This window comes from Klebsiella sp. BDA134-6 (genome assembly GCF_015601345.1).
In the GTDB taxonomy this organism is placed as follows: domain Bacteria; phylum Pseudomonadota; class Gammaproteobacteria; order Enterobacterales; family Enterobacteriaceae; genus Klebsiella; species Klebsiella grimontii.
Map to the genome: position 1 here is coordinate 1630596 of NZ_CP064784.1, position 19711 is coordinate 1650306.

General features: G+C 59.8%; 18 protein-coding genes and 1 pseudogene. 7 read left to right on the forward strand and 12 right to left on the reverse strand.

All coding sequences use genetic code 11. The features are described 5' to 3' along the window. The first annotated feature begins 17 nt into the window (after positions 1-17). Entirely contained in the window at positions 18-215 is a 198-nt protein-coding gene (locus IYV58_RS07415; protein WP_004130340.1) for a YbdD/YjiX family protein, read from the forward strand. On the opposite strand, the gene IYV58_RS07420 is transcribed toward IYV58_RS07415, so the two are convergent. From IYV58_RS07420 to IYV58_RS07430, 3 genes and pseudogenes are all read right to left on the reverse strand, one after another. Further along, on the reverse strand, positions 212-616 hold the full coding sequence (locus tag IYV58_RS07420) for a helix-turn-helix domain-containing protein (RefSeq protein ID WP_142467815.1): 405 nt from the start codon (positions 614-616) through the stop codon (positions 212-214). The genes IYV58_RS07415 and IYV58_RS07420 overlap by 4 nt on opposite strands. Next, a pseudogene (locus IYV58_RS07425) lies at positions 597-898 on the reverse strand (type II toxin-antitoxin system RelE family toxin). The gene IYV58_RS07420 and the pseudogene IYV58_RS07425 overlap by 20 nt, the downstream one beginning before the upstream one ends. Positions 899-1077: 179 nt before the next feature. Beyond that, complete coding sequence (locus IYV58_RS07430; protein WP_142467814.1) at positions 1078-2166, reverse strand: oxidoreductase; 1089 nt, start codon at positions 2164-2166, stop codon at positions 1078-1080. Positions 2167-2326: 160 nt separating this feature from the next. Between IYV58_RS07430 and IYV58_RS07435 the strand changes: the two genes are divergently transcribed. The 4 genes from IYV58_RS07435 (at position 2327) to IYV58_RS07450 (ending at position 7319) form a co-directional block, all read left to right on the forward strand. After that, positions 2327-3829 (forward strand): sugar ABC transporter ATP-binding protein, encoded by a 1503-nt coding sequence (locus IYV58_RS07435; RefSeq protein WP_049114540.1) that lies wholly within the window; start codon positions 2327-2329, stop codon positions 3827-3829. Beyond that, positions 3826-4824 (forward strand): ABC transporter permease, encoded by a 999-nt coding sequence (locus tag IYV58_RS07440; protein WP_004130353.1) that lies wholly within the window; start codon positions 3826-3828, stop codon positions 4822-4824. The genes IYV58_RS07435 and IYV58_RS07440 overlap by 4 nt, the downstream gene beginning before the upstream one ends. Positions 4825-4968: 144 nt before the next feature. After that, positions 4969-6033: a sugar ABC transporter substrate-binding protein gene (locus tag IYV58_RS07445; RefSeq protein WP_004130354.1), complete on the forward strand. Its 1065-nt coding sequence runs from the start codon at positions 4969-4971 to the stop codon at positions 6031-6033. Between the two features lie 44 nt (positions 6034-6077). Further along, positions 6078-7319 carry an LVIVD repeat-containing protein gene (locus IYV58_RS07450; protein ID WP_142983402.1) on the forward strand — a complete coding sequence of 414 codons (1242 nt, stop codon included), beginning with the start codon at positions 6078-6080 and terminating at the stop codon, positions 7317-7319. 127 nt (positions 7320-7446) lie between these two features. On the opposite strand, the gene mtnK is transcribed toward IYV58_RS07450, so the two are convergent. Continuing rightward, on the reverse strand, positions 7447-8646 hold the full coding sequence (gene mtnK, locus IYV58_RS07455; RefSeq protein WP_142446210.1) for an S-methyl-5-thioribose kinase: 1200 nt from the start codon (positions 8644-8646) through the stop codon (positions 7447-7449). A 102-nt stretch (positions 8647-8748) separates the two neighbouring features. Between mtnK and mtnA the strand changes: the two genes are divergently transcribed. Then, positions 8749-9777: an S-methyl-5-thioribose-1-phosphate isomerase gene (gene mtnA, locus IYV58_RS07460; protein ID WP_195729512.1), complete on the forward strand. Its 1029-nt coding sequence runs from the start codon at positions 8749-8751 to the stop codon at positions 9775-9777. 46 nt (positions 9778-9823) lie between these two features. On the opposite strand, the gene IYV58_RS07465 is transcribed toward mtnA, so the two are convergent. The 8 genes from IYV58_RS07465 to IYV58_RS07500 all read right to left on the reverse strand — a co-directional run bounded on the left by IYV58_RS07465 (position 9824) and on the right by IYV58_RS07500 (position 18959). After that, positions 9824-11092, reverse strand: coding sequence for a histidine-type phosphatase (locus IYV58_RS07465; protein WP_142481188.1), 1269 nt, complete (start codon positions 11090-11092; stop codon positions 9824-9826). A gap of 25 nt (positions 11093-11117) precedes the next feature. Next, positions 11118-12479 (reverse strand): MFS transporter, encoded by a 1362-nt coding sequence (locus IYV58_RS07470; protein WP_195729513.1) that lies wholly within the window; start codon positions 12477-12479, stop codon positions 11118-11120. Positions 12480-12780: 301 nt separating this feature from the next. Further along, positions 12781-13590: an inositol monophosphatase family protein gene (locus tag IYV58_RS07475; protein WP_004130365.1), complete on the reverse strand. Its 810-nt coding sequence runs from the start codon at positions 13588-13590 to the stop codon at positions 12781-12783. Between the two features lie 122 nt (positions 13591-13712). Further along, the gene (locus IYV58_RS07480; protein WP_195729514.1) at positions 13713-14702 is read right to left on the reverse strand and encodes a LacI family DNA-binding transcriptional regulator; all 990 of its coding nucleotides are present in this window, start codon (positions 14700-14702) and stop codon (positions 13713-13715) included. 145 nt (positions 14703-14847) lie between these two features. After that, positions 14848-16086 carry a cytosine deaminase gene (gene codA, locus IYV58_RS07485; protein ID WP_049112308.1) on the reverse strand — a complete coding sequence of 413 codons (1239 nt, stop codon included), beginning with the start codon at positions 16084-16086 and terminating at the stop codon, positions 14848-14850. Beyond that, positions 16083-17318, reverse strand: coding sequence for a PucR family transcriptional regulator (locus IYV58_RS07490; RefSeq protein ID WP_004130370.1), 1236 nt, complete (start codon positions 17316-17318; stop codon positions 16083-16085). The genes codA and IYV58_RS07490 overlap by 4 nt, the downstream gene beginning before the upstream one ends. 2 nt (positions 17319-17320) lie before the next feature. Then, a complete protein-coding gene (gene codB / locus IYV58_RS07495) occupies positions 17321-18583 on the reverse strand; it encodes a cytosine permease (protein WP_004130372.1) in 1263 nt (420 codons plus the stop codon). 220 nt (positions 18584-18803) lie between these two features. Then, on the reverse strand, positions 18804-18959 hold the full coding sequence (locus IYV58_RS07500) for a hypothetical protein (protein WP_158414298.1): 156 nt from the start codon (positions 18957-18959) through the stop codon (positions 18804-18806). A gap of 132 nt (positions 18960-19091) precedes the next feature. Here IYV58_RS07500 and IYV58_RS07505 point away from each other — a divergent pair, with 132 nt between their 5' ends. Further along, complete coding sequence (locus IYV58_RS07505) at positions 19092-19703, forward strand: methylthioribulose 1-phosphate dehydratase (RefSeq protein ID WP_004130374.1); 612 nt, start codon at positions 19092-19094, stop codon at positions 19701-19703. Positions 19704-19711 lie beyond the last annotated feature (8 nt).

Consider the following 19711-nt stretch of genomic DNA (forward strand, 5'->3'; position numbering starts at 1 on the left):
GATTATGAGAGTTGAAAATGTTTGATACCCTTTCGAAAGCAGGAAAATATTTAGGCCAGGCGGCGAAAATGATGATCGGCGTCCCGGATTACGACAACTACGTGGAGCATATCCGCGCGACCCACCCCGAGCAAACGCCGATGACCTATGAAGAGTTTTTCCGCGAGCGTCAGGACGCGCGCTACGGCGGTAAAGGCGGCGCGAAGTGCTGTTAACCCTCTTTCGGCAGATACAGGCTGATCTGCTCCTGCGTGCAGCCGTAAATGGCCGCCAGCTTTTCGCGGGTGCGCTTTTGCGGGCGGGAGTCGATAGCTTCTAGCTGGGAAACCGCCGACTGGCTAATCCCGAGCTTATTGGCCACCTCCTGCTGCGACAGGCCGCGCAAAATGCGCCACGCCGCCTGCAGGCTGACTTTCTCACGATGCATGATGTCGCAAACGCTATCTGGTAATGGAACGCTGTCATATTCATCGGATTCGTAGGGGATGTCTTCCCACACATCCTCTTGCTCATCATCGTATTCCGCCATTTTCAGGCGCATCTGGAAGTATTCGTTATAGGGGATCACCACATACTGTGGATTGCCCTCGTCATCCTTAATGAGTTGCACTGCCATAATGCGTTGCCTCCTCGTGAAGATAGGTTGTTGAGGTTCTGCGTTTTATTGCTACGACATAGCAGCTTTCAGATATCCCCTCAAACTGAGTGAAGATGATTCGATAATCACCTACACGCAATCGATAATGATCTTGGACGCCGGCTGCTTGAGTTTCTTAATGTCCGGAGCCGGTGCATTTTTATCATCCATGGCTCGTAGCTTTTCTTTGATTCTCTCCTGATAGCGGGAATCAATTGCGGCGAGCTGCTTTTCTGCACTTTTTGACCAAAAAACGATCATCCTGACCTCCACTTTAAGTCAAAGCTCTTTATAAGTAAATAATAAGATTATAAGTAAATTTTAATTTTCTTATAGAGGACCATAGCGTAGATTTAAGGCAGGATAAAGACGGAAAAATCAGCTTTGCGAGGCGGCTCGAAAGCGCCTCCGCCGGGCGGCAGAGGCGAATAAAACGGAGATTAACCGACGAAACGTTCGACCTTTTCAAACGCCGCGCGCAGGGTTTCGGCATTCAGTTCAACCGGCAGAAAATGGATGGACTCCACCGGGCGCAGGGTATGGGCAATTACCTGATCCAGCTGTTCGCGATTCTTGATATCCACCTCCAGCGCCGCCAGCGTGGTCGGCAGGTTAAAGCGCTGATACGCCTGCACCAGCTGCGCCAGCACCTCGTCCTGGCCGAGCAGGGCGCTCTGGACCAGAATGCCGTAGGCGACTTTGGTCCCGTGAAGATACTTCTCGGTCTGCGGCAGCACCGTCAGCCCGTTATGCACGGCATGGGCGGCGGCGACGCGGGTATAGCGCTCGCCCAGCCCGCCGACCATACCGCCGCCGGCGATGATCGCATCCACCACGTCGCGAAAAGCCTGGGTCAGCTCGCCGCGCTGCTGGTCGGCCAGCGCCGTTTCGCTGCTTTCCAGCAGCACATTGCGGATCGCCAGCGCGCCGTTGATACCCAGGCGCACGGTGAGCGGCAGCGTCTCCGGCTGCGGAGCCAGCACCACCGCTTCATACCATTTCGCCAGCGTATCGCCGATGCCCGCCAGCAGGTATTCCGCCGGCGCGTTAAGAATAATGTGCGGCTCCACCAGCACCAGGAAGTTGGCGTCGTCGAAAATCTCGAACTGCAGCGCCTGACCGGCATCGTTATACCACACCGACAGTGGCGTCCACGCCGCGCAGGTAGCGGCGATGGTGGGGATGACCACCACCGGCAGGCCGAGGCGACGGGCCAGCGCCTTCGCGGTATCGAGCAGCGCGCCGCCGCCAACGCCAATCACCACCGACCGATCGTCGCCGGATGCGCGGGCCAGCTCGCTGACGTCGCTTTCGCTGCAGTGGCCTTTAAATAATATTTTTTTGGCGCCAGGCGCGTTAAACGCTGCCGGCAGAAAAGCCTGCGCGCCCGCGATAGCCCGCTCGCCGTAAACCCACACCGCGCGTGAAAGCTGTTCTTCGCTGTAAAAATCCTGCAGCCGGGCAAGGCTGCCGGGATGGGAATAGTAGTTGGCGGGGCCGGGGACCACGCGGATATCGCTGTGACTCATCAATGCTGTCCTTGTGCTGTTTCGCTAACCCGATGTTATGTCTGGACATCCGGATGGCTAATATTATTTCGCTTTAACTTATGCCTTTTATGCATTTGTCAGTCAAGGGCGGCTATGAAAAATTCGTTAAATCAGAACATTAATCGACAGGGTGCAGGGGATGACCGGCAATCGCCTTGAGATGCAAAATATTAGCCTGGCCTTTTCCGGCTTTCGGGCGCTGAGCAACGTGTCTTTTACCCTGAAGGGGGGGTCGGTGCACGCACTCACCGGCGCCAACGGCGCAGGTAAGTCAACGCTCATGGCGGTGCTGTGCGGCACGCACGCCCATTACGAAGGCGAAGTGGTGATTAACAATCAGCCGGTAAGCATTCGCTCGCCTCGCGACGCCAAACAGCTGGGGATTCACCTGGTGCAGCAGGAGGTTGACGTCGCGCTGGTCCCGGGCCTGAGCATCGCGGAAAACATCATGCTCGACAGGCTGGCTGAACCGGGGCTGGCTTTTCGCTGGGGGCGGCTGCGCCAGCTGGCGCGCGAGGCGCTGGCCCAGCTTGACGTCAGCCTCGATGTACGCCGCTCCATCGACAGCTGCACGCTGGCGGAAAAGCAGCAAATTCTGCTGGCCCGCGCGCTGTCGCACCACTGCCGCTTTCTTATCCTCGATGAACCGACCGCGCCGCTGGACCAAAACGAAAGCGAGCGCCTGTTTGCGGTGGTTCGCCGCCTGCAGCGGCAGGGCATCGGTATCGTGTTTATCTCGCACCGCATTCATGAATTAAACGCGGTTTGCGACACCCTGACGGTGCTGCGCGACGGCCGGCTGATTGAGAGCGGGCCGATGGCCGATCTGAGCGGCGAGCAGATCGTCGAAAAGATGCTCGGCCATGAGCTGAGCGATATCTTCCCGCCGAAGCGGCCGCCGCATAGCGATGAGGTGCTGTTACAGGTTGAAGGGCTGCACGACGAAGGGCTGCTGCAGGATATCTCGCTGCGCCTGCGCAAGGGGGAGATTCTGGGGATCGCCGGGCTGGCGGGCGCCGGGAAAACCGAGCTGTGCAAGGCGCTGTTTGGCGCCAGCAAAAGCCGGTTGACGCGCGGCGAGCTGAATAGCCAGCCGTGGCGACCGCGCGACCCGGCGGATTCGGTGGCGCGCGGTCTGGCGCTGGTGCCGGAAGAGCGGCGCAAAGAGGGCATTTTTATCGAAGAGCCGGTGGCGATGAATCTGGCGGTTAGCGCCGACAGCAGCTTCTCTCGCTGGAGTCTGTTTGGCCATCGTCAGGCCTGGCGCTGGGCGGAAGAAGTGATCGCCCGGGTGGGGATACGGACGTCGGGTCCGGCGCAAACCTTGCGCCGTCTCTCCGGCGGCAATCAGCAAAAGGTGGCGATTGGCAAATGGCTGCGCGGCAACGCCAACGTCCTGATTTTCGATGAGCCGACCAAAGGGGTCGACGTCAAAGCCAAAACGGATCTTTTCAACGTGATTGACGGCCTGGCGCGGGAAGGCAAAGGGGTGATTTACGCCTCGGGCGAATTCTCCGAGCTGGTCGGGCTGTGCGATCGCATCTGCGTGCTGTGGGACGGGCGCATCGTGGCGGAAATTCCGGGCGCAGAGGCCCGGGAAGAGAACATTCTTTATTACTCCACCGGAGGAGCAGCAGCGTGAGTAAAGCCCTGGCAGTGAACGCGACGGTATCGGGCCGTCAGCGATTTTTCGATTTTCTCTACAAATGGGGCATGTTGCTGACCGTCGTCCTGCTGATCGCCGTTTTTGGCCTCGCGTCGGACAACTTCCTCGACCCGTTTAACATCATCAACATCCTGCGCTCCATCGCCATCGTGACGGTGATCGCCATCGGCGTGTCGATATCGCTGACCATCGGCGGCTTCGATTTGTCCGTAGGCTCCACCGCCTCGCTGGCCAATGCGCTGGTGATTTCGCTGTTTGTCTGGCACGGCTTCGGCACCACCGAGGCGATTGTTGTCACCCTGGCGCTCTGTACCTTAGTGGGGCTGTTTAACGCGTTTCTTATCGTGATCCTGCGTATTCCCGACATGCTGGCGACGCTTGCCAGCCTGTTCGTGATTCAGGGCGTGGCGATGACCTACAGCTATGGCGGGTCGATCACCGAAAATATGGTGCTGCCGAGCGGCGATATGGCGGAAGGCGCGATCCCGGCGGCGTTCGGTTCGCTGGGGCAGGTGCCGACGATAGTGATCATTATGCTGGTGGTGACCGTTATCGCTCAGCTGGCGCTCTCTTTTACCACCCACGGGCGGCGGATGTACGCCATCGGCGGCAACCCGGAAGCGGCGCGCCTCTCCGGCCTGCGGATCACCCGTTATAAGGTGGCGGCATATGTGATCGCCTCTCTGCTGGCGGGGCTCGGCGGCATTCTGCTGGCTTCGCGTATCGGCTCGTCGCAGGTGAACGCCGGCGGCGGCTACCTGATGGATGCGGTGGCGGCGGCGTGGATTGGCTTCTCGCTGGCTGGTTCAGGTAAACCGAACGCGCTCGGTACGCTGGTGGGGGCGGTGATTCTGGGCGTGCTCTCCAACGGCCTGGTGATGCTCTCGGTGCCGTACTACGCAATGGACATTATTAAAGGGCTGGTGCTGGCTGGCGCACTCGCACTGACTTATTTTCAGCGCCGTACCTAAAATTTTACCCGTCATTCTTCAAATTGCAGGTGTGTTGGCTGCGTTCACTCACCCGAATCACTTACTTATGTAAGCTCATCGGGATTCGTTTACTTGCCGCCGTCCTGCAATTCGAATTATTTAGGGTAACAAAAAGGAAACACTATGAAAAAGATAACGTATTCACTCATCGCACTGGGGTTGTTCAACGCGACGGCAGCTTTTGCTGAAACTCCGACGCCGCTTCCGGCGGCGATTGCCGAACATAGCGGGCCGATTCGCATCGCGGTGATCCGCAATCTGGGCTCCGACGATAACACCACCCAGTTTGTCTCCGGGGCGATCCAGGAGGGGAAAAAGCTCGGGTTTAAAATCAGCACCTTCCTCAGTAACGGTGATGATGCCAAATTCCAGGACTTCGTTAACCAGGCGATTAGCCAGAAATACGACGGCATTATTCTATCTCAGGGACGCGACCCCTACGCCACCGCGCTGGTGAAAAAAGCGGTAGACGCCGGGATCAAAGTCTCGGTCTTCGATACCGCGGTAAACGGCGAGATCCCGGGCGTTACCGTTACCCAGCAGGATGACGCTTCGCTGACCGAACTCTCCTTTGGCCAACTGGTGAAAGATTTCAACGGCAAAGCCAACATCGTCAAACTGTGGGTCGCGGGTTTCCCGCCGATGGAGCGCCGCCAGGCGGCCTACCAGACGCTGCTTAAACAAAACCCCGGCATCAAAGAGCTGGAGTCCATCGGCGCGGTCTCTTCCGACGTGCAGGGCGATACCGCCAACAAGGTCGGCGCGATCCTGGCGAAATATCCGAAAGGCAAAATTGATGCTATCTGGGGAACCTGGGACGCCTTCAGCCAGGGCGCGTATAAAGCGTTGAAAGAGAACGGCCGCACCGAGATCAAACTCTACAGCATCGATATTTCCAACCAGGATCTGCAGCTGATGCGCGAATCCGGCAGTCCGTGGAAGGTGAGCGTGGCGGTGGATCCGAAGCTTATCGGCGCCACCAACGTGCGCCTGATCGCCAATAAGATTGCCGGGGAACCGACGCCTGCGACCTACGACTTTAAAGCGGCGGCGATCCCGCAGGCGCTGCTGGCGGCGCAGCCGGGGGCGGTGAACGTCGCCTCGCTGGGTAAAATAATCCCGGGCTGGGGCCAGACCGAAGACTTTATCGCCCCGTGGTTCGCCACTCTCGAAGCAAAGAACAAATAACAACTACCCGGTAGCGCTGCGCTTACCGGGCAACAGGAGGTTGCGTGACTGCGTTACCCACACCAGAATACAGCCGCAATATGCGGCTGATCGGGCATAGCGATCAGGGGGGACGCCCGGACGGCGTCCAACTGATGGTCCATCGTGGTTTTGCCTATATCGGCCATATGGTCTCGCAGGGTTTTTCCGTGGTGGATGTGCGCGACCCGAAAAATCCGCAAACGGTCAATTACATCGCTGCGCCGCCGGGTACCTGGAACGTCCATTTACAGGCGCACGACGATCTGCTGCTGGTGATCAACGCCCGGGATCTGTTCGCCGATGCCCGCTTCGCCGACGAGAAGGTTTACTACACCCGTTCGGTGGGCGAGACGGTCAGCGACGTACGGGATAAGGGCTGGAGCGCCGGACTGCGGATCTTTGATATTTCGGTTGCGGATAAACCGCGTGAAATCAGCTTCCTGTCGCTTAACGGCATCGGCATTCACCGCATCTGGTACGTCGGCGGACGCTGGGCCTACGTCTCCGCGCTGATCGACGGTTTTAGCGACTACGTTTTCCTCACTATCGACCTGGCCGATCCGCGTAAGCCGGAAGTCGCCGGGCGCTGGTGGCTACCGGGAATGAATCTGGCGGCGGGGGAGACCGCGCAGTGGCCGGAGGGCAAGCGCTATGCCCTGCATCACGCGATTATCGCCGGCGACACCGCCTACGGCAGCTGGCGCGACGGCGGTCTGACCCTGCTTGATGTGCAGGACCGCGCGCATCCGAAGCTGATCAGCCACCGTAACTGGAGCCCGCCGTTTGGCGGCGGCACCCACACCGCGCTGCCGCTCCCGGATCGGGATCTGCTGGTGGTGCTTGATGAGGCGGTGCTGGATAACCAGCAGGACGGCGAGAAGCTGATCTGGCTGTTTGATATTCGCGACCCAACAAACCCGGTGAGTATTTCGACTTTCCCGCAGCCGGATGAGACCGACTATGTGGCGAAAGGGGCGCATTTCGGCCCGCATAACCTGCATGAAAACCGTCCCGGCAGCTTTGTCAGCTCAACGCTGATTTTTGCCACTTACCAGAATGCGGGCGTGCGGGCTTACGATATATCTAACCCTTATCGACCGGTGGAAACCGGGGCGCTGGTGCCTGCCGCACCGGTAAAAATGATGGATACCCGCCCAGGCCGCCCGCGGGTGATCCAGTCCTGCGACGTCTTCGTTGATGCGCAGGGCATAATCTACAGCACCGACTATAACGGCGGGCTATCGGTGATTGAGTATCTGGGGTAGGGGATTGTGGGTTGTTGCCTTCCCGGGTTGCGGCGTAAACGCCTTACCCGGGCTACCGGACCACCGATGGTGGCGAACCCGTAGCCCGGCTAAGCGCAGCGCGAGCCGGGAAAGGCTGGCCGGAGATTCAACCGTACTGACGAATTCGCGCAATCAGTTCTTCGACATTGTCGAGACGGTCAGCAATGAGAATAAGCGCTTTACCCAGCGTGATGGCGTGGCGCAGGCATTCATAGCGCATGGCTTCGTCCTGGATAGTATCGATATCCGCCACGTGCGACAGCCCGACGCTGCGGCGAATCAGTTCGGTGCCGCAGAAGCCCACCGCGTCTGCCCAGACTTTCTTCAGGAACATGGAAGCATAGCCGGGCCAGGCCAGCGCGGCATCACGGGATTTCTCCGCCGCCAGCGTCTGAAAACGCTCGGCGAAGGTTGTCCAGAACTGCTGAATATCGCTGAGGCGCTGTTCGCGAGCCGCAGCGGCATCGCGAATGCCCAGATGGCCTGGCAGACCGCAGTAGTTGAGCAGCAGGTTGCCGATGGCGGTACCGATATCGAAGCCTATCGGGCCGAAAAAGCCGAACTCGGCGTCGATGGCCTTAAAGCTGTCCTCGGCGACGAAAATCGAGCCGCTGTGGATATCGCCATGCAGCAGCGCTTCGGCATGGGAGAAGAAGCGGTGCTTGAGCGCGGCCACCGCCAGCTTCAGCTGCGTATCGTCGCGCAGGGCGGCGACATCGGCTTCCAGCGCGGCTGGATAGCTGTTGCGCTCGTGAACCTGATACGGGTCGTTGAAAAACAGATCCTCGGTGATTTCGCACATCTCGGGGTTAATAAACTGCGCCACCTGGGCTTTTTTCTCGTGAGGATGCAGATAAAAGTCGCTGGTGTGGAACAGCGCCTGGGCCAGGTATTCCCCCAACTGGCTGGCGGCCTGCGGGTAGTAAACGTTGTTAATCAGCTCGCCGCGCCAGATGCGGTGATCGGAGAGGTCCTCCATCACCATCACCGCCAGCACGGGGTCGAAATGCACAATCCGTACCGTGTGCTGCGGGCAGTGCTGATAGTGAGCCACCAGGGTTTGCGCCTCAAGGCGGGCGCGATCAAGGGTCAGCGGCCAGGATTCTCCCACGCAGCGCACGTAGGGCAGCGCCTGCTTAACGATGATCCGGCTCACGCCCTCGGTATCGAAAATTTTAAACACCAGGTTGAGGTTACCATCGCCCACTTCCTGCGCGGACACCAGTTCTGACGGGTTTTCGATACCGCCAAATTGTTGGGCGTAAGCCACCGCATCGCTGGCCGTGAAAGTATGGTATTGCGACATTGCCTCGATCCTCAAAATTCTGATTAAGCCGTTCAGACGTCTATACTTCTGGATTCCATCCTGACACAATGTGATACAACAACGCAACAGGGATTTAACTAAATGCAGACACTACAGACCACCAGCCTGCGGGTAAGCGAAAATCAGCTCTTTATTCTTGACCAGCAGGCCTTACCGCAGGAAAAACGCTGGCTGGCGGCGGATAACGTGGCGCTGCTGGTGGATCATATTCACGCCCTGCGGGTGCGCGGCGCGCCGCTGATTGGCCTGTCGGCGAGCCTGTTGCTGGCGCTGCTGGCGCAGCGCGGTCTGACCCGCGATGCGCTATCTCAGGCGCTGGAAACGCTGCGCGCCGCGCGGCCGACGGCGGTAAACCTGATGAATAATCTGGATCGCATGAAGCAGGCGCTGGCGGAGGAGCACTTTCCGCAGGCGCTGGAAGCGGAAGCGCTGCGTCTGATCGCAGAAGATAAACAGCTTTGCGCCAGCATCGCCGAGGCGGGCAGCGCGCTGGTGACGCCGGGCAGCCGCCTGTTGACCCACTGCAATACCGGCGGCCTGGCGACGGCGGGCGTCGGCACCGCGCTGGGGGTGATTGCGCTGGCGCATCAGCAGGGAAATGTGGTCAACGTCTGGGTGGATGAAACGCGCCCGCTGTTGCAGGGCGGACGTTTGACCGCCTGGGAGCTGGGTGAGCTGGGCGTGCCGTACCGGCTAATTACCGATTCGATGGCCGCCAGCCTGATGGCGCAGGGCCAGGTCGACGCGGTTTGGGTGGGCGCTGACCGTATTGCCGCCAACGGCGACGTGGCGAATAAAATCGGCACCTATTCGCTGGCGGTGCTGGCGAAGTATCATCAGATTCCCTTTTACGTGGCCGCGCCGCAGACCACCCTGGACCGCCATTGCCCGAACGGCGCGGCGATTCCGATTGAGCAGCGGGCAGCCGCCGAAGTGACCGGCGTCGCTGGCAGCTTTGGCGCGGTACAATGGGCGCCGAGAGAGGCCGCGGTGTACAACCCGGCCTTTGACGTCACGCCCGCATCGTTAGTCAGCGGCTGGGTGCTGGACAGCGGCGTGGTGACCCCGGAGCAGGTCGCCGCCGGGGCGTTCAAGCCAGAAAAGGCCTGAACCTGAGCGAAAAAGGCGAAGCGACCTCACTCGCTTCGCCTTCAACTTATGGCAGCGCCATTTCTACCGCCGGAGCGGACTGCCGGTCGATATGCTTGCCGAGCGCCGTCAACGCCGCCTGGTAAGGGCACAGCGTTCCGACGTCGGTGGTCTGACAGCCCGACTGACGCCACTCCTGGCGCAGCATTGGATGCTGGCTATCCGGCATTTGCAGGCGGCGTAAATCGTCCAGACTTTGCGCCTGGAAGTAGACGCGCAGGTAGCGTTTCCCGCTGTGGGTATCGCGCCAGCGCTCGAGGACCAGGCTGCTGCCCGGCGGGATGTTGCCGCGGCTGTACCCCGGCAGCTGCCAGCTAAAATCCATCAGCGTACGCACCATGGCGATATTGGTATCGTGTGCCACCAGCAGCAGCCAGCGTACGTTTGGCGTGGCGCCTTCTTGTACCCCTTCCAGCATCGCGTTAAGCAGAATCGAGCCGCGTTTTTGCGCGGTATAAAACACGTCGTTGCTCAGATCGTAGTTTTCCGTCAGCAGCGGCAGCAGGGCGGTGATCTGGCTGGCGCGGGTAATATGGTCCCACGCCAGCTGGCTGAGGGGCAGGTTTTCGCTCCACCCCAGGCGCAGCGTCTCGACCATATTGGCCATTACGCTCAGACCGCTAATCGACGTTTTGCCGCTTTTGCTCTGCTCCACCTGCCACGGTAGATCAAACACCGGGCAGGGCTTATCGGGTACGCAAACCGCGTTTTTCAGCAGTTGAATAGCCGGGGCCAGCGCCTGCCGACGCTGGGCCAGATCGCCGGCCTTCTTCTTCACCTCCGCCAGCTGGCGGGCGGGATCGGGTTGCGTGGCGGCAAATTTATCGGTCTGAAACAGCGGGTCGGCGTCGCCGCTGACGTGATGAATCATCACGCCGCAGCCGGGAAATGCGCCGTCCACCAGCGCCTGGGCGGTGGCCCGCGTGCGCTGCAGGGGGCTGGCGCGAACGTAAATTTCCCCGTTCGCCGGACAGCCCGCCGTCAGCAGACCGAGCTGGCGATAGCGCGCGCCTTCATCGCGCCCTTTATTGACGACGGCGGCATAGCCGTGGCCGGTGAGCTCGCCGTCGTGGGTGGTCCACTGCGTCCACGGACGCTGGGTCGCGGCTTCGATGGCCTCCCGGTTGCCCTCCGTCGGCGGACGAATGCCGTGGCGGCTGAGTTCAACCACCTTTTCCAGCGCATACTGCGTGGCGGCATGGCCCGGTGCGGCCAGCAGCGGCAGAGCGCAGGCAAGCAGCAGGCGTAGCAAAACCTGATGTCGTACAGGCATCATAAAATCTTCCTTATAAGTTAAAAGGTTATGACGAGAATGAGGTCTGACGTTCTATCGCGTGTCGCCTGGCGACAATCGCGGCGGTGGTAAAACAGAATAGCGCGGACATCAGGCCGGTGCCTACCCAAAACAGCGACAGCGTACTGAAGTCATACAGCGTTTTGCCGTTTTCGATCATCGAGGTTTTATCGATGATGATGCCGGTGAGAAACTCGCCGAGTCCTGCCCCCGCGTAGCTGGCGATACCGATGGTGCCGAGCGCGGCGCCCGCCGCTTTACGCGACGAAATATCGACGGCGATCAGGCCGCCAAGGAAGCAGGTCAACGCCCCGATAGTGGCGCCGAAGATAATCATCGCCAGAATATCGGTGTAGTAGCCGTGCGGCGACCAGAGCATCAGCGCAAAGCCGGCGGTATTGAGCAGGCTGATAAAGCCGGCCATCACGCTGCGGTTGCGCGGGAAGAAACGGTCGGAGAGCATCCCGGCGATAATGGTTCCGGCGATACCTGCGATGGCGTTGACCCCGATAATCCCGGACGCTTCGAGAGTAGAGTAGGCTTTATCCTGTTCGAGGAAGAAGATCCCCCATGAGTTCACCGCGTAGCGGTCGATATACATAAACGCCGAGGCCAGCGCCAGCGTCCACAGGGCCGGGTTGCGCAGCGCCAGCAGCTGGTTTTTAAACACCGAGCCGCGGGCTTCCGTCTCCTCCAGCGGTTCGTCGCGAATCACGTTGATTGACGGGAAGCCGCAGCTTTGCGGCGAGTCGCGCATAAACAGCAGCATCAGCACCACCCCGGCGGCGCCGAGCGCGGCGGTCGACAGGTAGCCCATCTGCCAGCCGAACCCGGCAATCACCGCCGCGATCACCATATAGGTCATCGCTTCGCCGATATTATGCGCCGTCGACCAGATGGCGTAAAAGGTGCCTCGTTCTTTACAGCCGTACCAGCGCGCCAGCGATACCACGCAGGGGCCGACGCCCATCGACTGCGCCCAGCCGTTGATCCCCCAGAAGATAGCCAGCAGCATGGCGTTGCTGGTCATCCCCATCATCAGGTTCATCCCGGCGCTTAGCAGCAGCCCGAGGCTCATATAGCGCACCACGTTGGCATGATCGGCGATAAAGCCATTGACCAGCTTGCCGATGGCGTAGATGAAAAACAGCGTTGAGCCGATCATGCCCAGCTCCGTCGGGGTAATGCCGAGCTCCACCAGCGCGCTTTTGGCGACGGTGAACGACAGCCGACAAACGTAGAAGGTGACGTACGCCAGGGTCATGGTAATAAAGGTTTGCCAGCGCACGCTGCGAAAGCGCTGCTCATCGAACTCTCCGCCCGCTTTGGGCGGCGAAGCGCGAAAAAATGCGATAATTCTTCCAGACATAATGGTATCTCCGAAGGTCGGAGGCCTGACTGATTAGTGTGGTTCGTCCATGAGGTTTAACCCGTCATACTTCAAGTTGCATATGCGTTGGCTGCGTTCGTTCACCCCAGTCACTTACCAGAGTCAGCTCCTGGGGATTAATGAGAGGCTCCTGCCTCTCACCGGAGGCCAGCCTTCGGCTGGTCAAATTCGTTCCCGACGAATTTGTCACTCACTTGCCGCCTTTCTGCAACTCGAATTATTTAGGGTTGATTGTCGTTGTGTAGAGTACATAATCAGATAAAGCCTGACCCGATACGGGTTAAGGTAGTGGGTGACAAAGCATGTTTTTTAATTGTGGGTAGAGCGTCTTGCTGGCCAGCAGCAGCGGGTTGCCGTGACGAATCCCGTCGTTTGCCAGATAGTCGTTGCTAAGGCCGCCCGCTTCGCGCATCAGCACCAGCCCCGGCAGTCCGTCCCATGGGTTCATATGCGGTTCGTAGTAGCCGATAAGCCTGCCCGCCGCCGCCCAGGCGCTCATCAGCGCTCCGGAGCCGTTGCGGATAAACATCCCGCCGTCGCTCAGCAGCGCATCAAGGAAGGGCAGAAAGACCGCAGGCGTCACGCGGTGCGACGTGCCGACGCCCATCACCCCCTCTTTGACCGTCGCCGCCGGATGCGGCGCGATGGGCGTATCGTTAAGCCATGCGCCCTGGCCTTTCAGGGCGTGGAACAGCTCGCGGTGGTTGGGGTCGTACACCACCCCGATAACCGGTTCGCCGTCGGCAAGGATGGCCAGCGACAGGCACCAGGTGTGCAGGCCGTTAAGAAAACAGCTGGTGCCGTCGATAGGATCGACAACCCACAGCACGCGCGCGTCCGGCATCTGCGTCCCGCTCTCCTCGCCGAGAAAACCGTCCTGCGGGAAGGCGTCGGTAATGCGCTGCTTAACAAACGCTTCGACCCGCTTATCGGCGACGCTGACCACATCCTGCAGGTCGTCGCCTTTATGATCCACCGCCAGCCGGTCGCGTTGCTGATAGTATTCGAACGCCAGCTCAGCGCCGGCCTTCGCCAGCTCGCAGGCTAAACGATAGCGGGCCTGCAGTTCATGTAATTCCAGTGATTTCATCGTAACTCCCTATTTTTGCACACGTGTGCAATTTACCTGAAAAAAACAGCCCCGAAGGGCAAAATGAGTGTGGATGGATTAAAAGAATTATTCTGTGATCGCTCCGGCATAAAATGAATTTTTCATTTCGCGCTTTGACGAACGATCAGTTTCACCGGTACTTCACGATGGCGTGACGGCAGGCTGAATTTGGCGATCCTCGTCACCAGCAGATCCACCGCGTGGTGGGCGAGCAGGGCGGTATTCTGCTGCACGGTAGTCAGCTGATAGGGCTGCCAGTCCGCCTGCGGGATATCGTCGAAACCGATAATTGCCGGCAGCGAAGCCGTGGGGTTGTCCGCCCGCAGGCCGTCCAGGGCGCCGAGCGCCAGCATATCGGTGGCGCAGAATAGCGCCTGCAGACGCGGATGCGCGGCGAGCAGCTGCCTGGCGGCGGCAAATCCCGCCTGATAGCCGCTGCTGTCGCAGAAGTGCGCGGCGATCTCCATGCCCTGGCTATGGGCAACAAACGCTTCGTAGCGCTGGCGGGTGCTGAAGTTATCCAGACTTTCGCCGATAAACCCGGCCTGGCACCACCGGCGCTGGGCACACAGCTCGGCCACCAGCTTCGCCCCCTGCGCGTTGTCGCTGCACACGCGGTCGCAGCCGGCCAGCTCGGCGTGGCGGTTGATAAGGGTTACCGGGATTTTTCGCTCCAGATACTCCTCCGCCAGCGACAGCGGCGGCGCCCCGGAGGTGATAATGACCCCCGCGACGTGATAGCTCAGCAGCTGCCTGAGCGACGGGGCGAGCTGCTGCGGATCGTCGGCGTTCATCAGTAGCGGCATAAAACCGTTGAGCGCCAGCTGGTGGACCAGCGGCGACAGCAGCTTGCTGCGGAACGGGTTATCAAACCCAGCGGTGACGATGCCAATAAAGTTGCTGCTGCCGGTGTTCATCGTGCGGGCGATGATATTCACCTGATAGCCCAGGGTTTCCGCCGCGGCGAGAACCTTCTGGCGGGTTTTTTCCGCCACCGATGCCCCGGGCGTAAAGGTACGGGAAACCGCGGAACGGGAGACGCCAGCGAGCCGGGCAACGTCCTCTGCCTTAATCCATTTTTTTTCGCTCATAGTATCAGGGTACGGGTTATCCTCAGTGAGCCCGCGCCGACGCTGGAGCCCATGGCCGGCACGGAAAAAGTCGTTAAAAGGTACCACATAAATCCCCGGGCGAGCAGTGGGTTGACGCGGCATCGCGACCGCGTCAACTTCAGGCTTATGCCGGATAGCGAATCTGCTCCGCCTGACGCTGCAAAATGACCTTGCCATGTCGAATGGAGGTCAGCACTTTGGCCTGGCGGCGCAGCGCGTCATAGTCGTCTTCCGCATCGAGGATCAGCAGGTTCGCCGGGCGTCCTTCGGCAATGCCGTAGTTGTCGCCGAGGCACAGGGTGCGGGCGCTGTTCTCGGTAATCAGATCGAGGCAGCGCTGCAAATCTTCGTATCCCAGCATATGGCAGATATGCAGCCCGGCGTCGAGAATGCGCATGATGTTACCGTTGCCCAGCGGGTACCACGGGTCCTGAATGGAGTCCTGAGCGAAGCAGACGTTGATCCCGGCGCGGTCCAGCTCCGCCACCCGCGTCACGCCGCGGCGTTTCGGCCAGCTGTCGAAGCGACCCTGCAGATGAATGCTTTCGGTCGGGCAGGAGATAAAGTTAATGCCCGAAGCTTTGAGCAGGCGGAACAGCTTCGAGCAGTAGGCGTTATCGTAAGAGCCCATGGCGCAGGTATGGCTGGCGGTGACCTGCGCGCCCATGCCGCGCACCCGGGCCTCTTCCGCCAGCACTTCCAGAAAGCGCGACTGCGGGTCGTCGGTTTCATCGCAGTGCACGTCCACCAGGCAGCCGTGGCGCTCGGCCAGGTCCATCAGAAAAACCAGCGAGCTGACGCCCTTATCGCGGGTATTTTCATAGTGCGGAATGCCGCCCACCACGTCGGCGCCCATTTCGATGGCGCGGGTCATCAGTTCGCGTCCGCCGGGAAAGGACTCAATGCCCTCTTGCGGAAAGGCGACGATCTGCAGATCGATAAGATGGGCCGCCTCCTTTTTCACCCTCAGCATCGCCTCAAGGGCGGTCAGGGAGGGATCGGTGACATCAATGTGGGTACGCACGTGCTGTACGCCGTTGTCGCGCAGCATGCCGATGGTTTTCAGCGCCCGCTGGCGCGTATCTTCGACGGTGACGCTCGCTTTGCGCTGGCTCCAGCGGGCGATGCCCTCAAACAGAGTGCCGCTCATATTCCACTCCGGCTCGCCCGCCGTCAGGGTGGCGTCAAGATGGATATGCGGCTCGACGAATGGCGGGATAACCAGCTTTTGTTGGGCATCGATATCGCTGGCGCCAGCCACCTGCGCCGCCGCCTGCGCGGTAATGCTTTTAATCACGCCGTCCTGTAAGTCGAGGGTATAGAGCGCTTCTTGCTGGCGCAGGCGCGCGTTGATAATTTTCATGGTTGTTCCCGTAAATGGTTTTGCGACATACGCCAGATCGCTAAGGCGACCGAGGCGTTGAGATGAAATTGCGGATGGCTGACCGGATAGCCGGTCAACTTTTCAATACGCTGAATACGTTGATGCAGCGTGTTACGGTGAATGCCCAGCCGCTCGGCGGCCCTGACCACGTTGCCGCTCTCCTGAAGCAGCGTTTCCAGGGTCTCCATCAGCAGCCACGGGCTTTTGCGATCCGGCTCAATCAGACAGCCGAGGGTGTCGTGCATAAAGTCGCTCAGCAGGGCGGGGTCGCTAACGGCGGAGAGCAGCTTGATAAACCCCAGTTGCTGGTAGTCGCTGATGCGCTGGGCCGGACGCAGATTATCGCTAAGATCCAGCGCCTGACGCGCTTGCGATAGCGCGCGCTGATATCCCTGCAGCTGCTGCACCGGCGCCGAAAGGCCGCACAGCAGCGAAAGCCCGTCGTCGCCCTCCGCCAGCGCAATCAGCCACGCCTGGAGCCACGTTTTCTGCTGATAAAACTCACCGTCTTCATCCGGCAGGAGGAAGAGAAACATATTGCTGCGCTCGACCAGAGGGAAGGGGTTGCCCTGCTGATTGAGCTGCTGCTGCAGGCGCTGGCGCACGGTGCGGCGGGCCTGCTGAAGCCAGGCTTCGGCCTGCTCCGGCGGAAACTGGCGAAACAGACGCGGTATCCCCTCAAGGCGCAGCGCCGCCACCCGCAGCGGACGTGTAAAATCCAGCTGCTGGTGGAGCGCGCGCTGATGCAGTATTTGCAGGTCGGGGTAGTCGCCGGTTAACAGCTGCAGCAGAATATCGCGCTGCGATTGCAGGGCGTTTTCGCTGCGTACCAGTGCGGTACCGATGCGTTCGGTCACGATCACCATTTTCAGCAGATAGGGCTGTTCGATTAGCGGAATGCCCAGCGCGTCGGCCAGCGCGATCAGGCGCGGCGGGATCGCCTGAATATAGACGTCGCCGGTGAGGATCACCATGCCGGCGATCCCGCGCTGTTTGCCTTCCATCAGCAAATGAATCAGGTTGTCTTCATCGCGGGGATGGTTGATCCCGGTGATAAATACTAGCTCCCCGCCCATGATCCATTCGGCGATATTTTCATTTTCCGCCACGTAGTACCAGCGAACCGCCAGCTGCAGCCCCTGCTTACCGGCGCGCAGGCGCATGGCGGAGAGCCCCTCCAGGGCGAGGATTTCGCCGACCGTCAGGCTCACGGCTACTGCTCCGCGACCGAATCAGCGGCGGGCTGGCGTTTGCTCAGGCGAGTCAGCGCGATATAGGCCAGCGCGGACACGCTAATGCCAACCAGCGGGGCGATCCACGGCGACAGGTAAGCCACCACCGCGCCCACGGCGTAGGCGCTCAGCCCCAGCCAGTTAAAACGCGGCAAACGGGCGGTGTGCAGTAGCGGATAGCGGCCGCCGCGATAAAACCAGTAGTCGGCGAGGATCACGCCGCCGATGGGCGGAATGATGCTGCCCAGCAGCACGAGGAAAGGGATCAGCATTTCATACATACCGCCAATGGCCAGCAGAATGCCGACCCCGGCGGCAACCACGGTCAGGGTGCGGCGACGCTCGCTGCGCAGCAGATGGCAGGCCGCCGCCGAAACGTTGTAGATCGTCGGTCCCTGAATCGTCAGCAGGTTGAGGCACAGCATCACCACCGCGGCGACCGACAACCCCTGCAAAATCAGCACTTCCACGATATCGGCCTGCTGGTAGACGATGGCGCACCAGGCGCCGGCGATAATCATCAGCCCGTTGCCGATCAGGAAGCTGCTCATGCTGGCGACGATGGCGGTGCGGCTGGAGTTAGCCAGCCGCGTCCAGTTCGTCGCCTGGGTCGCGCCGCTGGCAAAGGTGCCGAATACCATGGTGATGGCCGCCGACCAGGTCATGGTTTCGCCCGGTTCGATTTTGGTCATCGCCTGCCAGCCGCCGGCATGATGGGCGGCGAGATACATCGACACCACCAGCAGAATAAACATCAGCGGTACCGACACGCGCGACAGCGCATCCAGCCCCTTATAGCCCACCAGCGCGGTGACGCAGAACAGGATGCCGAACAGGATCATCAGCGGAATGGTTGTCGCCTCAGGAAGGGCGAGGATTTTGACCAGCGAGATGGCGACCGTCGCGGTCCCCCAGGCGTACCATCCCAGCTCGGCGAAACCGAGAATAAAATCGGCGAGCTTGCTGCCGATTTCACCGAAGCAAAAACGGCCCATCAGCACGGTATTCAGCCCGCTGCGCGCGGCTATCCAACCGAGCGACGCGGCGTACAGGGCCAGCAAAAAGTTACCGATGACCGCAATCCACAGCAGGTTAACGATGGAGAAAGAGACGCCAAGCTTGCCGCCCGCGAACATGGTGCCGGTAAAAAAAGTAAAGCTGAACAGAACCATCGAGATGGAAAATACGCCTTTACGCCCGGATGCGGGCGCTTCGACGAGCGGAAAATCATTGCTGTTTGACATGGTGGAACCTCTGAGTGGCTATCCGAAAAGCGATGGCAGAGGAGTAGCAAGAGGTGTGCCAGAAAAAGCGAGGCAGGGGTAACACAATGAAGTGGGCAGTGTGCACATAAAATGGCGTTTTTTAGCCGATGTTTGCCATAAATGTGTGCACAATGACATGTTTTGCACCGCCGTGGAGCAGGGGAGTGCGCTATTGCACGCATTCCTGTCGGCTGGCACCTTACCCGACCTGCGGGGAGGGCGGAATCGACAAATGATGCCAATTTTGCGCCATTTCCCGGCGGCACGATCCCCCATCTTTTTGACCACCTGTAGCCGGTAATTTTGGCGTCATGAAAATGCTCAGTTGTATTGTTGTTAAAAACAGTAATTTCATATGCTTTTCTGATATAACCATTATCAATGTAAGTCTTTCCTGAAATATTGTTCGCTTACGTCGGCGGTGTTAGTATCGGGTAAATAGCCATTTAGACGGCTAAATACAACATCGCTAAACTAAGGAACTGCTATGTGGCAAGAAAGACTCGCGCAACTGGTCACCACCTGTCACTGGATCGGCGCGAAGGGCTGGGCGCCGGCCACCGGCGGCAATATGTCGGTGCGTCAGGATGAGACCTGGTGCTGGCTCAGCGAGTCGGGGCGCGATAAAGGCAGCCTGACGACGGAGGATTTCCTCCAGGTGGAGATCGCCAGCAACACAGCGCCTTCCGGGCGTAAACCCTCCGCTGAAACCGGCCTGCATACCCTGGTGTATCGCCTGTTCCCGGAGGCGAACGTGGTTCTGCACGTGCATACCGTCAACGCCACCGTGCTGTCGCGGATTGAAAAAAGCGCCACCCTGGCGCTGCAGGGTTATGAGATGCAGAAAACCCTGACCGGCCAGCACAGCCATCTCGATACCGTGCCGGTCGCTATTTTTGATAACGACCAGGATATCGATGCCCTGGCGGCGCGCATTGAAGATTATGCCCAGACCCACCCGCTGCGCTACGGCTTCCTGCTGCGCGGCCACGGCCTGACCTGTTGGGGTAAAGACATTCACGAGGCCCGTCGCCAGCTCGAAGGACTGGAGTTTCTCTTCGAATGCGAGCTGATGCGCCGCCGCTACGAACGTGACTAATTTCTCTT

Excerpts from the sequence above, each read along its gene's own strand:
- IYV58_RS07415 (WP_004130340.1), top strand. The coding sequence starts at position 18 with ATGTTTGATACCCTTTCGAAAGCAGGAAAATATTTAGGCCAGGCGGCG.
- IYV58_RS07420 (WP_142467815.1), bottom strand. The coding sequence starts at position 616 with ATGGCAGTGCAACTCATTAAGGATGACGAGGGCAATCCACAGTATGTG.
- IYV58_RS07430 (WP_142467814.1), bottom strand. The coding sequence starts at position 2,166 with ATGAGTCACAGCGATATCCGCGTGGTCCCCGGCCCCGCCAACTACTAT.
- IYV58_RS07435 (WP_049114540.1), top strand. The coding sequence starts at position 2,327 with ATGACCGGCAATCGCCTTGAGATGCAAAATATTAGCCTGGCCTTTTCC.
- IYV58_RS07445 (WP_004130354.1), top strand. The coding sequence starts at position 4,969 with ATGAAAAAGATAACGTATTCACTCATCGCACTGGGGTTGTTCAACGCG.
- mtnK (WP_142446210.1), bottom strand. The coding sequence starts at position 8,646 with ATGTCGCAATACCATACTTTCACGGCCAGCGATGCGGTGGCTTACGCC.
- mtnA (WP_195729512.1), top strand. The coding sequence starts at position 8,749 with ATGCAGACACTACAGACCACCAGCCTGCGGGTAAGCGAAAATCAGCTC.
- IYV58_RS07465 (WP_142481188.1), bottom strand. The coding sequence starts at position 11,092 with ATGATGCCTGTACGACATCAGGTTTTGCTACGCCTGCTGCTTGCCTGC.
- IYV58_RS07470 (WP_195729513.1), bottom strand. The coding sequence starts at position 12,479 with ATGTCTGGAAGAATTATCGCATTTTTTCGCGCTTCGCCGCCCAAAGCG.
- IYV58_RS07475 (WP_004130365.1), bottom strand. The coding sequence starts at position 13,590 with ATGAAATCACTGGAATTACATGAACTGCAGGCCCGCTATCGTTTAGCC.
- IYV58_RS07480 (WP_195729514.1), bottom strand. The coding sequence starts at position 14,702 with ATGAGCGAAAAAAAATGGATTAAGGCAGAGGACGTTGCCCGGCTCGCT.
- codA (WP_049112308.1), bottom strand. The coding sequence starts at position 16,086 with ATGAAAATTATCAACGCGCGCCTGCGCCAGCAAGAAGCGCTCTATACC.
- codB (WP_004130372.1), bottom strand. The coding sequence starts at position 18,583 with ATGTCAAACAGCAATGATTTTCCGCTCGTCGAAGCGCCCGCATCCGGG.
- IYV58_RS07500 (WP_158414298.1), bottom strand. The coding sequence starts at position 18,959 with ATGAAATTACTGTTTTTAACAACAATACAACTGAGCATTTTCATGACG.
- IYV58_RS07505 (WP_004130374.1), top strand. The coding sequence starts at position 19,092 with ATGTGGCAAGAAAGACTCGCGCAACTGGTCACCACCTGTCACTGGATC.